This window comes from Rhizobium sp. WYJ-E13, assembly GCF_018987265.1.
In the GTDB taxonomy this organism is placed as follows: Bacteria; Pseudomonadota; Alphaproteobacteria; order Rhizobiales; family Rhizobiaceae; genus Rhizobium.
Genome location: NZ_CP076854.1, coordinates 159,303 through 174,349 on the forward strand (window position 1 = coordinate 159,303; position 15,047 = coordinate 174,349).

The window sequence follows — 15,047 nt, forward strand, 5'->3', positions numbered from 1 at the left end:
TCGCTGCATGGATTGGCAGGCACAGAGTAAGCGTCGTTGCTTGAGGTTGGATAGCCTGTCAGACGGGTAGGAAGAGTTCGAAGCGCCCTACCCGTTCGGGTAGGTCAGCCCGGCCAGAACGCCCCGATCCCGCGCGACGTTGACCGCAGCGAGGCGGGTGCTGACGTTGAGCTTGGCGTAGATGTTGCGCAGGTGGAACTTCACCGTATTGTCGCTCATGTCGAGCTTGCGACCAATCTCTTTGTTGCTGAGGCCAGTGCTCAGCAGTTCCATCACACCCCGTTCCCGATCGGTGAGTCCACTGTCTGGCTGAACCTCGGCTGCATTCTTGCGGCCGAAACCGAGGCGACTCGGCCAATCCTCACCGAGGGATTGTGCCAGCCGCCGTCCGACGATGTCAGGCGTTGACACGTCAGAAGCGAGTGCGCGAAGTGTGTCGACAAAGCCTACCCCCTCGATGCATAGGAGCGCTCTGTAATCTCCGAGCGAGACACCAAGGACGAGGTCGCCGAGCCGGGCGGCAGCTTCGTCCTTCCGGCCTTCGGCTACCATGAGGCCCACATCCAGCAGCGCTAGTTCGATCGCGCGCGGTACGTTCGGCTTGCGGACCTGCCGGACGATCAGTTGTGAGAGGCATCCGCGGGCACTGACGAAGTCGCCGAGCGCAAGGTGGATGCGTGTCCAGAGCAGAGCCGGGACTGTGCCGCGCGGATGGATGGCGAGGTCGTTCGCTCTGTCTAAACCCACCGATTTGCGCCCCATGCCCTTGGCATCGGCGTATCGCATCGCCTGCTCTATATCGCCGAAGGCAAGCAGGAGCCTGACACGCTCTCCTTCGACCAGCCATGTCAGACGGTCGAAGCCACGGCGGCCAGCGGCGGCATGAACCCGATCGATGGCGGCATGGGCTGCGACCTGATCACCCTTGAGAAGCAGGACGCGCTGCTGTGCCAGGAAGCCGGCGGCTAGCAAATCGAACCAGGTATCGTGGCGTTCGAGATGTGGCAACGCCCAGTCGAGCATCGCCTCAGCCGTATCCTCGTGGCCGTTCATCGACAGCAACTCCGCCTTTAGGACCTGGCCCACCGCATCGAGATCGCTTCCGACGCCGATATTCCGCTGCGCTTCAGCGATCAATCGGTTATAGGCCTCGGCCGCCTTGGCACAGTCTCCACTGAAATAGGCGGCCTGGCCAACATGGGTATAAAGATGCATGGCGCCGAAATCGGCATTGCCGTCGCGGAAGGCGTGAATGGCGAGGTGCCCGTAATGCAGCGCCCGTTCCAGGTCGCCGCGGATGAGGCAATTGTAGCAGAGCATGTTAAGCGCAAGGGCCCTGTGGATCAGTTCCATTCCCTCGCGCTTCGTCAGGTCGTCCTCCAGCGCCGAGAGATCCGTATTGCTGGCCGAACGATCGGTGTAAAGCGAGAGCAGTATGCGCACGACCCTCAGATCGGCGGCCAGCGCCTCACTGCTCCGCGCTATGCCGTGTTCGGCGATCGCGAGGTAGTGATTGGCTGCGTCGAGCTGCCCCGCCTTTGCGCTGACGACCGAAAGACCGAGCGTCGTCAGCGGGAAGCGGCTGAGATCGATCTCGGCGGCCTTATCAATGATCGCCTGAAACATGGTGGTGCCGCCCCGGGTCGTGGCGTAGACCCTCCGCCAGCCCCCCGCAGCCTCGACAATGCGCGCAGCAAGATTGGCCTCGCCGCTCAAAAGCGCGTGTCGCACGGCACTGTCGCAATCACCTTGCTGTTCGAACCAGCGGGCAGCCCTCTGCAGCGTGACCCGCGTATCGACATCTTGACGTTCGGCCTCTTCCTTGAGGAACGCACTGAAAACCGGATGATAGCGGATCCAGCCGCCCTGGCCGCTCAGGACGGCGATCGGGAGCGCCAGCCTGGCGAGATCCTGAAAGGTAGCCGAAACGTCCGCCTCGTCGCTGATGGCTGAGACCAGTTCGCGATTGAGTGCCGGCAAGGCCGCCGTCTCGATCAGGAAACGCCTTGTGCGTGCCGGCAGATTGGCGAAGACCTGTTCGGAAAGGTAGCTGCCCATTTCCGCCGTTCCGGCGTCAAAATAGGAAAGGATTGCCTCCGCCTCGATATTGTCCGTCACTAGCACCCGCACCATCTGCAGCGCCACCGCCCAGCCTTCGGTGCGTCTGTTGAGGCTGCCAATCTGGTCGGCAGTCAGCGCGATGCCGTTACCAGCGAAGAATTCTTCCGCTTCCACGTCCGAAAACGCCAGCTCGCTGACGCCGACCAGTTTAAGGTCGTTGTTGAGCCGCAGGGACGAGATGGGAAAACGCGGAGCGCTTCGGGAGATCAGCACGAATTTCAGATGTTCGAGCGAGCTGTCGGCCAGCAGTCGTGCGATGACCGATTCTGTCGCGTCCGTCTGGGCAAAGTGATAATCGTCGAGAAAGAGGGTGAGCGGAGCAGGGAAATGGCGAAGCCGTGTAGCCAGGATACCGAGTAGGGCGGCCGAGGACAGGCTTGCTGTATCGCGTGCCATCCTGTCTGCAGGCGTCAGCCGGTCGAACGCCTCCAGGAGAACGAGGATGAACTGGCTATAGTTGCTGTGTTCCGCATCGAGCCCGACCCAGACGACCTGTTGACCCGATGCAAGCAGGTTGTCATGCCACTGCGCCGCAAGACATGTCTTCCCATATCCTGCAGGCGCGACGATCGTCATCAGGCGCCTTAACCCTCCGTCTCCCAGTCGCTGAAGAAGGTTGCGACGCCGGACAGCGTTTGGAGCAGGGTTCGGAGGGGCAAAACGGCTATGAGTGCTCATGGAACCAGCTTGCTTCCAAGGTTTCCATATTTCAAGGTGCCGGATAGGTTCTTCACCTCCCCCGCCAAACGTCTTCAGCGCTGTAGCTGGCGAGCAGTAATGTGTCTGAGCGTCAGCATTCGCTCAAGTTCGCGGCCGTGGTGGCGAATTCTAGATTTAGCTTTTTACGACTACAACGCCGATTTCGGTTGATGCCGCAACCACGACCAGGCGAGCTCGACCATGGTCGCTCGCAAACGCGGATTTCCCGCCTTAGAGACACCCTGTTCGCGATTGACGTTGCCGCTTTGCCAAGGCGAGGGGCGAGGCCAGGGTAAGAGCCGATTTTGCCTTCGATTGTCGAAGTGTCGGAACAGGCCCTCCGTGTACAGTATGCTGCTGAGCCACGAGATCTTGCCGGATTTGGACTGGCGCTCTGATAAGACTCTTGTGTTTGCGGCGCCACTGAACGCTCGGCGCCGCAAGTTCGCGATTGGAGATTGCTCTCAAAGCCAGACTCTTCGCCGGGCATCTAAGTTATTGGCGCGACGCTGGTTCGAGTCCGTTCAACTGCAAGCCTTATGACCGATGGGTTCATCTCAGGTTCTGCTTCTGTGGGGCCAGGGTGTGGGAGGAGAAGCTTGCCGCAGTGTCTTGCGATGAGGAGGAAGTCGTTCCCTCCCCATTGCTGTTGCACTGCCGCCAGCTCAATACTGAACCGGCTTCGTTACCGCTTTAATGACCTCGGACGCCATCTTGAATTCCTTGCTGCGGTTGGTGATGCCATGGCGTCGCGCGATCCACTCAAAATCCGTATAGGCGACACGGACCGTTCCATCCGTCGTTTGATAGACGAGGACGCGGACGGGCCAATCGAGCCCGGCCACCGGATTGGCGGTGATGAACGTCGTTCCAAGCGCCGGATTGCCGAACAAGATCAGGCGCGAAGGGCGGACCTTGTTGCCGGCCGCATTGCCAAGTGCTGCTTGGTCGATATCGTCAAACAGCTTTATGCCCTTCTCTGCGACGCTGTCCTTGATCCTTCTGACAGTCTCGTCGACTGAGTAGTGGCTCTTCAAAACAACTACACCGCCGCTGGCACCTGCCTGGACGACTGTAGCCGGTGCTGACATGATGATGACCGTCAACGAAAGCGCGGCCACGACAAGTAGGCTGATCATTTTCTGCATGTCATTTCTCCTTGTGTTGTCTCTGCATTGAAAATCGTCACCGGCTTCGCGCGGAAGGGGTGACCCAATTTGGCCGTCCGGACGGGCAGGACCTATCGGTGCGGAACACTTAGCGAACCCGCGAGCATCATTGCCGCCCCGAGGGTTGCGATAAGCACGTAGACGCATGCGTTCCAGCCGACGTGATCGTAGACCTGACCAAGCACCACGCTGCCGATCATGCCTCCGGCATAGTAGGATGCGAGGTAGATGCCGCTCGCTCCAGCCTTGTCGCTCATGGCACGCCGACCGACGATGCCGGTCGCTATCGCTTGCGCGAGGAATGTGCCGACCGCGACCAGCGTCAATCCGCCCAGGATGACTGGCAGAAATGGACTGAGAAGCGCTACGAGCCCGACGATAGCGACAGCAAGCGTTACTACGGTTGCGGTTCCCGGCGCCATTTTGCTTGCTAGCTTGCCAGCGAAAGGCGTGGTGAGGATCGACGGGAGGAAGACCAGGTAGACAAGGCCGAGCGCCATCGGCCTTACGCCCAAAGCCACGATCCGAAAGTTGACATAGGTATAGGTACCGATGAACACGAAGAGGATGAGGAAGCCGATACCAAAGACGCGGCGCAGGTCTGGATCGGCAAGGTGAACGCCCCACATGCGCATGGTGAGGCCTCCACGATTATCGGTCCGCATCATGCCGGCCGTTCCTTTGAGCGTGAACCAGACCAAGGCGGCGCCGAGGAGGTTGAGGCCCGCAAACATCAGAAAATTCACCGACAAGCCGCCAAGGCCGGCAACGGCGGCCGACAGCATGCGGCCGAAGAGATTGCTGGCGACATTGCCGGTGACATAGGCAGCCAGGGCTCCGGTGGCCTTGCCGGCGGAAAAGTGCTCGGAGAGGTAGGCGGCCGTGAGCGTGAAGGCCGTCGACATGCAAAGACCTTGAAGCACGCGTAGCGCTGCGAAGACGATGATGTTGTCGGTAAAGGCCAGAAGTGTCGTTGGAACTGACAGGACCGCGAGGCTGATCCAAATGCCCTTGCGCCGATCTAGGCCGCTGCCGAAGAAGGCGACGAGCAGACCGGCGACGGCCATGCCGAAGGTGCTGGCGTTGACGGCGAACCCCATCGTGGCGCGGCTGACCTGGAACTTCTCGACGAGGGAAGGCAATACGGCTTGCGCCGCAAAGAGATCGACCAAGGTCAGGAAGGCGATGAGCGCGATCAGTCCAAACCGCCAACTGTCGGCGCGAGCCAACGCGGGCGCGTGAACGGATGTCCTGAGTGACTGCTCGACATCGGTCATTGCTTAGTCCTCCGGGAGCTGTGCGGCGTTTCCCTGCAATGCGAGAAACGCCGGCGAACGGAAAGGCTTACTTCAGCTGGTAAGGCACCGGTTACATGGCGTTATCGTCGTGCATTTCCGGGCTGAGTATGTCGGAGGAGTAGAGCACCGTCGGAACCTTGCCATTGTTCTTCCACCAGTGAGAGAGATGGCCGAACTCGGCGGTGACCTCGCCCTTCTTGTGGAGGATCGGCACCTTGCACGTGCTGCTGTATTCGGTGATCGAGCCGGAGACAACAACGATATTTGCCGGGCGCGTCTCATGCGAATGCCAGGGAACGATGCCGCCCGGCTGCACGACGAGCTTGCGCATGCGCAGCATGCTGCCCTTCCAGGCGTCGCCCTTGGACGAGAGATCGATTGTCTTGATGACAGTGTCGGTAACGCCCTTCGGCGTCATCGGGCCCGGCGTCATGCCGTCTTCGGCGACTTGATCGGCTGGGCATTCGCCGGCGAGGGCGGACGTGGCGGGCAGGCCGGCGCCGAAGGCCAATGCGGCCAAGGCAAGGGCTGCGAAGGAAAAGCGGTCGGTGTTCAATACGGGCTTCATCATCGGTTTCTCCTTGTTGGAGCCCGGCGAGGACGGTGCCGAGCATGTGCAAAGACTGGCGGAGCCCCGACCGAAAGAGAAATGCCAGATGCTTCTGAATTTGATAGCTGTGGGCTATTGCCAACCGCGGCGCGAACGCCGAATGCCCGGTGGTTTGCCAGGCTGTGTTCGCCACGGATCTTAATATGAGGTGGTCAGTGCGAACGGCCCGACGAGCCTGACCAGCCGTAGGATTTTACGGCGCCGACAAAGACCGAAACCGCCGGGGAGAAGCGGCGGCCCGCGACGGTCACGAGACAGACGTCGCGGAAGACCTCCGGTTCCGCGACTGGTCTCACCTGCAATCCGGGAATGACGGCGCTGTATTCGGGAATGAAACAGATGCCAAGGCCGCCGGCGACCAAGTTCTGGATCCAGTCCTCGCGTTCGCTGGAATAGGAGACGAGCGTCTTGACGCCTTGCGCATCGCAGAGGTCCGTGAGGTAATCCCAATATTCGCAGTTGACGCGACGCAGGTAGACTTCACCGTCGATCGCCGCAATGGGAATGGCATCGTATTGGCTAAGTCGGTGGCCGGCGGGGAACGCGAGCATGAACCTTTCGCGAAAGAGCGAGGTTACGTCGAAGCGTTCCGGAAAGCTCGTTGCCGTCGACATCAGCGCCACATCGATTTCGCCGGTTTCCAGCAGATCGGACAGGCGGGTGGGCACCCCCTCGATCAACTGCAACTGGACACCCTTGTGGCGCATGTTGAAATCGGTGAGGAGGCCGGTAAACCGGCGCGGTCCGATCGTGCACATGATCCCAACTTTGAGATGTGCTTCGCTGAGACAGAGAAATCGTGACGCCTCCGTACGCACACCCATCAACTCGTCCTGGATCTGCTGGAATCGCGGGCGAAGCAGGTTGCCGAGATCCGTTATGTGCGTCAGGTTGCGCTCGCGGCGGAACAACAGGCCACCGACCTCGTCCTCGAGCTGCTGAACGGCACGACTGAGAGCCGGCTGGGTGACATTGCACTTTTCCGCCGCGCGCGTGAAGTTGCGCGTTTCGCACACGGCCAGGAAGTACCTTATATGATGGATATCCATGGCCGCCCCTCGGCATGAACTCGATTTGCGATGCCCTCATATTCTCCGCGGGCGGCATTCTCCTCCAATGCCATGGATTTATCAATTCCATAGCAGACCGGCATTTCTAAAGCGAAGGTCCGTCATTCACTGTGATTACAGAACGCCAGACGGCGTAGTCGATCGTAGTGGAGAGAGATATGCTGAACGCCTTTGATCCCGAAACTGATACTCTCGTCGGCCGCAAGCCCTTGGAGGGGCGCAGCGCCATTGTCACCGGCTCGACCAGCGGGATCGGCCTCGGCATCGCGCAAGCGCTTGCGAGGGCGGGGGCCGCCGTCATGCTGAACGGTTTTGGCGACCCGGCCGAGATCGAAACGCTGCGCGCCGGCATTGCCGCCGATAACGATGTCGACGTCGCCTATGATGCCGCTGACATGACGAAACCGGAAGCCATCCGCATGATGGTCGAGAGGGCGGTGGCGCGATTTGGGCAGGTTGATATTGTCGTCAACAATGCTGGAATCCAGCACGTTTCGCCGGTCGGCAAGTTCCCGCCGGAAAAGTGGGACGCCATCCTTGCCATCAATCTCTCCTCCGCCTTTCATCTCGTCCGGGCGACGTTCGACAACATGTGCGCGAGGCGCTATGGCCGGGTCGTCAACATTGCCTCGGCCCATGGATTGATCGCGTCACCGTTCAAATCCGCCTATGTGGCGGCCAAACACGGCATTGTCGGCTTCACGAAGACGATCGCGCTCGAAGGGGCGGAATATGGGGTGACATGCAACGCGATCTGCCCCGGCTATGTCTGGACGCCACTTGTCGAACATCAGATCGAAGATCAGGCGAAGTCGCATAGCATCGCGCGGGATGCGGTGATCCGAGAGGTCTTCCTGAAAGACCAGCCGACGAGGCGGTTTGCCACCGTTGAAGAAATGGGCGCGCTTGCGGTCTTCCTCTGCGGCGATCTCGCCGGATCGATTACGGGCACAGCAATCCCTGTCGATGGCGGCTGGACCGCGCACTGAACCCATCATTCGAGAAAAGGGTGGCAATCATGAATAAGCATGTCGGAACACGGCCCGGAATGCAGCTCGAATCTTCGGCCGCCAAGCGCGAGCCCCGGACGATCAATCTCGCCCTTCAGGGCGGCGGTGCGCACGGCGCCTTCACCTGGGGGGTGCTCGATCGGCTGCTGGAGGAGCCCAGCCTTTCATTTGAAGGCATTGTGGCGACCAGCGCCGGCGCGATGAATGCCGCGGTCATGGCTTACGGTCTGGCCGAGGGCGGGCGAAGCGGGGCGCAGACGGCGCTCGCCAATTTCTGGCGCCGCGTCAGCCACGCGGCCGCATCCGGACCTTTGCAGCCGAGCTTGCTCGATCGCCTCACCGGTTCGAAATCGCTTGAGTTCTCGCCGGCATTCATCATGTTCGACCTGGTCACCCGGTTGATGTCGCCCTACCAGTTCAACCCGTTCAACTTCAACCCGCTGCGCCGGGTACTGGAACAGTCGATCGATCTCGAGGCGATCCGGATGGCGCGCTGCCCCGTCAAGCTCAGCGTCTGCGCCACCAACGTGCGGACCGGCAAGGTCAAGGTGTTCGGCAATGACGAATTGTCTATCGATGCCGTTATGGCATCAGCCTGCCTGCCTTTCCTGTTCCAAGCGGTTGAGATCGACGGCGAAGCCTATTGGGATGGCGGTTATATGGGAAATCCCGCCATCTTTCCGCTGATCTATGGCTGCGACACCCCCGATGTCATCGTGGTCCACATCAATCCAATCGAGCGAGCGGACCTGCCGCGCACGGCTGGAGAAATCCTTAATCGCATCAATGAGATAAGCTTCAATTCATCGCTGCTGAGAGAGATGCGCGCGGTGGCGTTCGTCACGCAGCTGATCGACGCGGCGCCGGCACCGCCGCCCAATCTGAAGCGGATTTTCGTGCACGGTATCTCCGACGACGAGACGATGAAAAACCTCAGTGTTTCGAGCAAGCTGAATGCCGATTGGGGCGCGCTCGTGGACTTGAGGGATCGCGGCCGGCAATGCGCCGACCTATGGCTGCAGGCCAATTATCAGGACATCGGCAAACGCTCGACGGTGGACATCCGCGAGCGCTATCTCTGATCCTTTGGCATTTGCACAAATTCTGCCTCCCGCCGCAAATGCCCACCTTGAGCCCTCCGTTCAACTGCGGAGGGCTTCTTCTTGTCGCCAACTGTCGACGCATAGAGGCGGGGTATCAAAACCATGCAGAGACAGCATTTCAGGTGAAGGCTCGCTTCTGGGAAGGTGAGGACAGTCAAGCCGATGACGGTTTGACCTCACGCAACAACCCAGGAGATTTCTCATGAATGCCACCCGTCTTCTCATCAGCTCGGCCCTTGCCGCCGCCGCCTCCGTGGCAGCAGGCAGCGCCTTTGCCGGCCCGACTGCCAAGCCGGATTTCTCGTTCGAAAAGTGCTTTGGCGTCGTCAAGGCCGGCCTGAACGACTGCCAGACCGCCAGCCACTCCTGCGCCGGCACATCGACGGCCGACAACGCCAAGGATTCCTGGATCTACGTGCCGGCCGGCACCTGCACCAAGATCACCGGCGGAAGTAACGAACCCAAGGCCTAACCTTTCTCCGCTTCAACCAAAGGAGTCATCGATGTCCAAGATATTTCCGAGCAATCCGGTGCCAACCGCTGCGGGCATCGGTCTTCGCTCCCAGCATATCGGCGAAATGCTGTCTCGCCGCCCCTCGGCGGGATGGCTCGAAGTCCATGCGGAAAACTATATGGGCGGTTCGGCGGCCGTCGACGCGCTCGAGCAGCTGCGGGAAAGCTATCCCCTGTCCATCCACGGTGTCGGCCTTTCGCTCGGCAGCAGCTCCGGCCTCGACCGCGATCATCTTGAGCGCATGCGCAAGCTCTGCCTGCGCTTCCAGCCAAGCCTGGTGTCTGAGCATCTCGCCTGGAGCGCCGCCGATGGCGCCTATCTGAACGATCTTCTGCCGCTGCGTTACGATGCCCAGGCCATCATCGCTGTCGCCGCCAATGTCTCGCGCCTGCAGGATACGCTCCAGCGGCGCGTCTATATCGAAAACCTTTCGGCCTATGTCGCCTTCGAGGGATCGACGATGACCGAGGCGGAATTCCTCACCGAGCTCGTGTGCATGACCGGCTGCGGCCTGCTCCTCGACGTCAATAACGTCTATGTCTCGGCCTCTAATCTCGGCTTCGACGCCAAGGCGTTCATCGACCAGCTTCCCGCGCGCGCCATCGGCGAGATTCATCTTGCCGGGCATGCGATCAACGAGATCGAAGGCGACATCGTGCTGATCGACGACCACGGTTCGCGCGTTCCGCCGGCGGTTTGGTCGCTCTATGCCTATGTGATCCGCAAGATCGGCCCGCGTCCGACGCTCATCGAGTGGGATACGGATGTGCCCACCCTCGACGTCCTGCTCGGCGAAGCGATGTGGGCCGATATGCTGGCGCAATCGATTGCCTTCGAAGACCGGATGCTGGCGGAAAGGCCGGCACCCCCGACGAGCCGCTTCGAGGGCATGATCCTGCCGCTGCGGCCCGACAGTCCGAAGGGACCGATGCCGGCGCTCGCCGCGCTTGCGACGATCAAGCCGTCCGTCTTCGCCAACCATTCCGGCGCAAGGAGGATTGGCCATGCTCTCTAGTTGCGCCCTGCAGTCGAGGATCGCCCAAGCCATCCTCCGCAACGATGGCGGTGATCTCGCGCCAGTACTGGCGAAAGGGGCTTTCGACCCTTCGCGCCGGTTCAACATCTATCGCAACAATACGTTCGCCTCGCTAACGGCGACCTTGATCGCGGTCTTTCCGGTCACGCTGAGGCTTTTGGGCGAGGACTACTTTCGCTACGCTGCCGGCGTTTTCATCCGCAACAATCCGCCGCAGGAGGCGCGGCTTGTCCGCTATGGCGGCAATTTTTCCCGCTTTCTGGCAGTCTTCGAAGACATCCGCTGCATGCCCTTCATTGCCGAGACGGCGCGGCTGGAATGGATGATCGCCGAGGCGCTCGATGCGCCGGCGCTGCCGGGTTGCAGCCTGGTGCAGTTGGGAGACGGCGAAGCCGACACTGCTCCCGAGCTTTTTCTCCAGCCCTCGCTGCGCCTGCTCGTCTGCCGTTGGCCGGCGCTGGAGATATGGTCCGCGCATCAGGCCGGCGGGAATATCGAAGCTCTGGCGAAGCTGAGCCGCCGGCCGGAGCGGATCGCGCTCTGGCGCAGCGACGAGAGCATGCGGTTCCTGCGCCTCGATCGAGGGCATTTCGCGTTCCTGCATATGCTGAAGAAGCGCGCAAGCCTGGAGGCCGCCGTCAGCCGCGTTCTCGCCCGTACGCCTGACTTCGATCTCGCCGGTGCCTTCCGCGGCCTCTTCGCCGAAGGCCTTGTCACCCGCATTCGTCACCTGAAGCTCGCAACCCATTGAACAGGATGGAAGTCATGACCATGATGTCCCCTTCTTCGACGCGCCACAGAAGCGGCATTGCCGGGTTCTATGTCTCTGCTCTGGAGTGCATGAACAGTGTGCCGCTCTCGCTTGTCCAGCTCGTTTCCCGGCTTGCGGTCGCGCACGTCTTCTGGCAGTCGGCTCAGAGCAAGCTTGCGTCCTGGCCGGCGACGGTCCAGCTGTTTGCGCTCGAATACCAGTTGCCCGTCATCGATCCCGGCGTGGCCGCCGTGCTTGCGACGACGGCCGAAGTGAGCGGCTCGGTGCTGATTTTTCTCGGCCTCTTCTCTCGCCCCGCCGCCCTCGTGCTGCTTGGCGTCATCTCGACGATCCAGCTCCTCGTCTATCCGCAGAACTGGCCGGACCATTTGCTCTGGACGGCGCCGTTGCTGCTGATTCTGGCGCGCGGGGCCGGCACCGTTTCGCTCGACTATCTGGCGGCTCGCCTATTTCCGAGAGGGCGCTGAGCAATGCGCGCCGCGATCGAAGAAACGGGTGGCGGTTCGCCCATCATGGAGCCGGAGGCACGTCAGGCGGTGGTTCACCGTCCGAGGGTTGTCATCCTCGGAGGAGGATTCGGCGGCCTCGCCGCCGCCAGGGGGCTCCGCCGTGCGGACGTGGATGTGACGGTCATCGATCGGCGCAACTACCACCTTTTCCAGCCGCTGCTCTATCAGGTGGCGACGGCCGGGCTTTCGCCGGCGCAGATCGCGATGCCGATCCGTCGCATTCTTTCCCGGCAATCCAATGTCACGGTGCTGATGGAGCGTGTCGAGGGGATCGACAAGGAGAGCCGGATCGTCGAGACCGCCGCCCGGCGCATCGTCTATGACTATCTTGTCGTCGCCACCGGGGCGAGGCACGCATATTTCGGAAAGGACGAATGGGCAGAGACCGCACCCGGCCTGAAGACGATCGCCGATGCGACCGAAATCCGCGCCCGGATTCTCTCGGCCTTCGAGCGCGCTGAGGCAGCGGAGGACGAGGCCGAGCGGGAGCGCTTTCTCACCTTCGTCGTCGTCGGCGGCGGCCCGACGGGCGTCGAACTGGCGGGGGCCATCGCCGAACTAGCAAGGAAGGTCATCATCCGTGACTTTCGGCGCATCGACCCTTCGTCTGCGCGCGTGGTGCTGGTCGAAGCCGGCAATGTCGTCCTGCCGGCCATGCCACTGGCGCTGTCCGAAGAAGCCCGGCGGCACCTGGAGATGCTCGGCGTCGAAGTCATGCTCGGAGGCGCGGTGACACGCTGCGATGCCGAGGGGGTGGGTCTTGCCGGCGGCGGACAAATCCGGTCATCCTGCGTGCTGTGGGCGGCCGGCGTCATGGCCTCCAAGGCGGCGAAATGGCTCGGCGTACCGGCCGATCGCGCCGGCCGTGTCCATGTCGACGAGAATCTCAACCCGCCGGACAGCAGCGATATCTTCGTGATCGGCGACACCGCCGCGGTCACCGACAAGAACGGCAGGCTGGTTCCGGGAGTTGCGTCGGCCGCCAAGCAGATGGGCGAGCATGCGGCCCGCGCCATTCTCGCTCGCCTCGATGGCCGGACCATCGGCCCGTTCGGCTATCGCGATTTCGGCAATCTGGCGACCATCGGGCGCAAGGCGGCGGTCGCCGACTTCAAGCGCATCCGGCTGTCGGGTCTTTCCGCCTGGCTGGTCTGGAACATCGCCCATCTCTGGTTTCTCGTCGGTTTCCGCAATCGCGCCGTGGTGTTCATGGACTGGGCGCTCGCCTATGTCTGCTATGACCGTGCCGCCCGTCTGATCACCGACCGCCATGAACGCTAGATCATTCCCACGAGTGAAAATGGCGCGTGCGGTCACCGCACTGTTACTGCTTGCGGTCTTGTCGACGGCGGCGCTCGTTCATTTCGTCTGGTATCGTGCTGCGACCCAGAACATCGAAACGGTGGTCGCCAGCCTCGATGCTCAAAGCACTGCTGCGGTCCGCAACGAGCTCGCTTCAAACCTGGCTCTGGTTTCGAGCAGTGCCGAGATCGTCAGATCGATCTTCTTTCAAGGGGCGATCAGGCCGGACGACGAGGTGAAGCGTGAGTTTCTGTTCTTGTCGCTGCTGCGTGAACAGCCGGCGATCGCCTGGATTGGCTTCGGCTTCCCGGATGGCGGTTTCTTTGGGGCGCACGCTCTGCCGAACGGCGAGATCGAAATGGTGGAGATTGGCAAGGCAGCGCCGGGTAAGCCGCGTCCGTTGCGCCGCGATCTCTACAAGCCGATACCCGGCGATATCTTCTTCGAAAATCGCCTGAAGGCCGAGAGCGTCTACGTTCCGGAGGGTTCGCCATGGTACAGACTCGGCCGGAGCAGCGCGGAAGCGGCCTGGAGTTTCGTCAATATCCTTCCGAACGGCTTCGAGCCGGCGATCGTCGTCTCGAAGAAGGTCGAGGCCTTCGGGCATTTTGAGGGGGTGGTGATGGTGGCGGTCAGCCTGCATCGGCTGTCGGCCATTCTTGGAGGGCTCAGGATACCGGAAGGCAGCAAAGCCTTCGTCCTGGCGCGGGATGACGCGGTACTCGCGACATCCGAGCCGACCGACGGTATCGTCGCTGCCCATCTCAAGGATTTTGCCGCGTCTGACGCCTTGGCGGCGGCGGTCGCCATGGCCACAGAGCGGGATAAGACTGATGGTTCGCGCATCCTGATAGCAAGCAAGACCCTCGGTCCGGTCTTCGTGTCATCCGGCAGGTTGCCGTTCGAGGACTGGCGGCTGGTCACGGCCATGCCGCGGGCTACTTTTGCCGGCGATATCGATGCCAATACGCGGCGACTGATTTTCATCATCGGGGCAATTGCAACGCTGGCGGCCGTGACGGCGATCCTTTTTGCCAGGATTCTCTTCGCTCGGCCACTATCGCGCCTTGCCGAGCAGTTGCACATGGTCGAAAGGTTCGAACTTGGCGCTGTGCAGCACCGCCCGGCGCTGCTGACCGAACTCGATGATTTTTCTTCCGCCCTGAAGCGCATGTCGAGCGGCCTATCCGCGTTCGCACGCTACATGCCGGTCGAGGTCGTGCGCCCCCTTGTCGATGGTGGTATCGAGCCGCGTCCAGGGGGCGAACTTAGGGAAATAACGGTGCTGTTTGCCGATCTGCCGGGCTTTACGGAACTCACCGAAGAATTCGGCGCCGATGTCGAACCAAGTCTGACGCGCTTTCTGACCCTGTCGATTGCCGCCATCCACGCCGAAGGCGGCACAGTCGATAAATTCATCGGCGATGCGGTGATGGCGATCTGGAATGCGCCCGGCAATGAACCGGATCACGCTCTGCGCGCATGCCGCGCCGCCGCAGCGATTCGCGACGCGATGCATGCCACGGCGCCGATTGCGCCCAAGCACGATGCAATTCGCGTGCGCATCGGTATGAACACGGGTGTAGCGCTTGTCGGCAATATCGGGTCGACCGAACGGCTGAGCTATACCGCGATCGGCGACGTCGTCAACTTGGCGAGCCGGCTCGTTGGCGTGGCCAAGGACAAGGGCGTGGAGATTGCGCTGAGTGACGAAACGCTTCGACGGACGCGCGATCTTCTAGACACAAGGCTGCTTGGTTGCGTGCAGATACGGGGAAAGATCGCGCCGGTCCGTGTGCATACGATCGAGCGAACTGTGCTTGTGGGCTGAAGG

General features: G+C 61.5%; 14 protein-coding genes. 8 read left to right on the forward strand and 6 right to left on the reverse strand.

Translation table 11 applies throughout. From position 1 onward, the window contains the following. Positions 1-87 precede the first annotated feature (87 nt). From KQ933_RS22280 to KQ933_RS22305, 6 genes are all read right to left on the reverse strand, one after another. Positions 88-2,697 (reverse strand): LuxR C-terminal-related transcriptional regulator, encoded by a 2,610-nt coding sequence (locus tag KQ933_RS22280; RefSeq protein ID WP_216760029.1) that lies wholly within the window; start codon positions 2,695-2,697, stop codon positions 88-90. Positions 2,698-2,969: 272 nt separating this feature from the next. Then, a complete protein-coding gene (locus tag KQ933_RS22285; protein WP_367882541.1) occupies positions 2,970-3,263 on the reverse strand; it encodes a transposase in 294 nt (97 codons plus the stop codon). A 222-nt stretch (positions 3,264-3,485) separates the two neighbouring features. After that, positions 3,486-3,968 (reverse strand): DUF302 domain-containing protein, encoded by a 483-nt coding sequence (locus KQ933_RS22290; protein WP_216760030.1) that lies wholly within the window; start codon positions 3,966-3,968, stop codon positions 3,486-3,488. 92 nt (positions 3,969-4,060) lie between these two features. Further along, positions 4,061-5,266 carry an MFS transporter gene (locus KQ933_RS22295; RefSeq protein ID WP_216760031.1) on the reverse strand — a complete coding sequence of 402 codons (1,206 nt, stop codon included), beginning with the start codon at positions 5,264-5,266 and terminating at the stop codon, positions 4,061-4,063. Between the two features lie 91 nt (positions 5,267-5,357). Next, a complete protein-coding gene (locus KQ933_RS22300) occupies positions 5,358-5,858 on the reverse strand; it encodes a cupin (protein WP_253958390.1) in 501 nt (166 codons plus the stop codon). 191 nt (positions 5,859-6,049) lie between these two features. Then, on the reverse strand, positions 6,050-6,946 hold the full coding sequence (locus tag KQ933_RS22305) for a LysR family transcriptional regulator (protein WP_216760032.1): 897 nt from the start codon (positions 6,944-6,946) through the stop codon (positions 6,050-6,052). A 179-nt stretch (positions 6,947-7,125) separates the two neighbouring features. Here KQ933_RS22305 and KQ933_RS22310 point away from each other — a divergent pair, with 179 nt between their 5' ends. The 8 genes from KQ933_RS22310 to KQ933_RS22345 all read left to right on the forward strand — a co-directional run bounded on the left by KQ933_RS22310 (position 7,126) and on the right by KQ933_RS22345 (position 15,044). Next, entirely contained in the window at positions 7,126-7,956 is an 831-nt protein-coding gene (locus KQ933_RS22310; protein WP_216760033.1) for a 3-hydroxybutyrate dehydrogenase, read from the forward strand. Positions 7,957-7,985: 29 nt separating this feature from the next. Then, positions 7,986-9,059, forward strand: coding sequence for a patatin-like phospholipase family protein (locus KQ933_RS22315; protein WP_216760034.1), 1,074 nt, complete (start codon positions 7,986-7,988; stop codon positions 9,057-9,059). 223 nt (positions 9,060-9,282) lie between these two features. Next, positions 9,283-9,552, forward strand: a complete 270-nt coding sequence (locus tag KQ933_RS22320) for a DUF2282 domain-containing protein (protein WP_183726113.1) — start codon at positions 9,283-9,285, stop codon at positions 9,550-9,552. Between the two features lie 31 nt (positions 9,553-9,583). After that, positions 9,584-10,609 carry a DUF692 domain-containing protein gene (locus KQ933_RS22325; RefSeq protein ID WP_216760035.1) on the forward strand — a complete coding sequence of 342 codons (1,026 nt, stop codon included), beginning with the start codon at positions 9,584-9,586 and terminating at the stop codon, positions 10,607-10,609. Beyond that, a complete protein-coding gene (locus KQ933_RS22330) occupies positions 10,599-11,381 on the forward strand; it encodes a putative DNA-binding domain-containing protein (RefSeq protein ID WP_216760036.1) in 783 nt (260 codons plus the stop codon). Before KQ933_RS22325 ends, KQ933_RS22330 begins: the two co-directional genes overlap by 11 nt. Before the next feature lie 14 nt (positions 11,382-11,395). Then, positions 11,396-11,869: a DoxX family protein gene (locus KQ933_RS22335; RefSeq protein ID WP_216760037.1), complete on the forward strand. Its 474-nt coding sequence runs from the start codon at positions 11,396-11,398 to the stop codon at positions 11,867-11,869. A 45-nt stretch (positions 11,870-11,914) separates the two neighbouring features. Then, positions 11,915-13,192, forward strand: coding sequence for an NAD(P)/FAD-dependent oxidoreductase (locus KQ933_RS22340; protein WP_216760766.1), 1,278 nt, complete (start codon positions 11,915-11,917; stop codon positions 13,190-13,192). Next, positions 13,182-15,044: an adenylate/guanylate cyclase domain-containing protein gene (locus KQ933_RS22345; RefSeq protein WP_216760038.1), complete on the forward strand. Its 1,863-nt coding sequence runs from the start codon at positions 13,182-13,184 to the stop codon at positions 15,042-15,044. The genes KQ933_RS22340 and KQ933_RS22345 overlap by 11 nt, the downstream gene beginning before the upstream one ends. Positions 15,045-15,047: the final 3 nt, after the last annotated feature.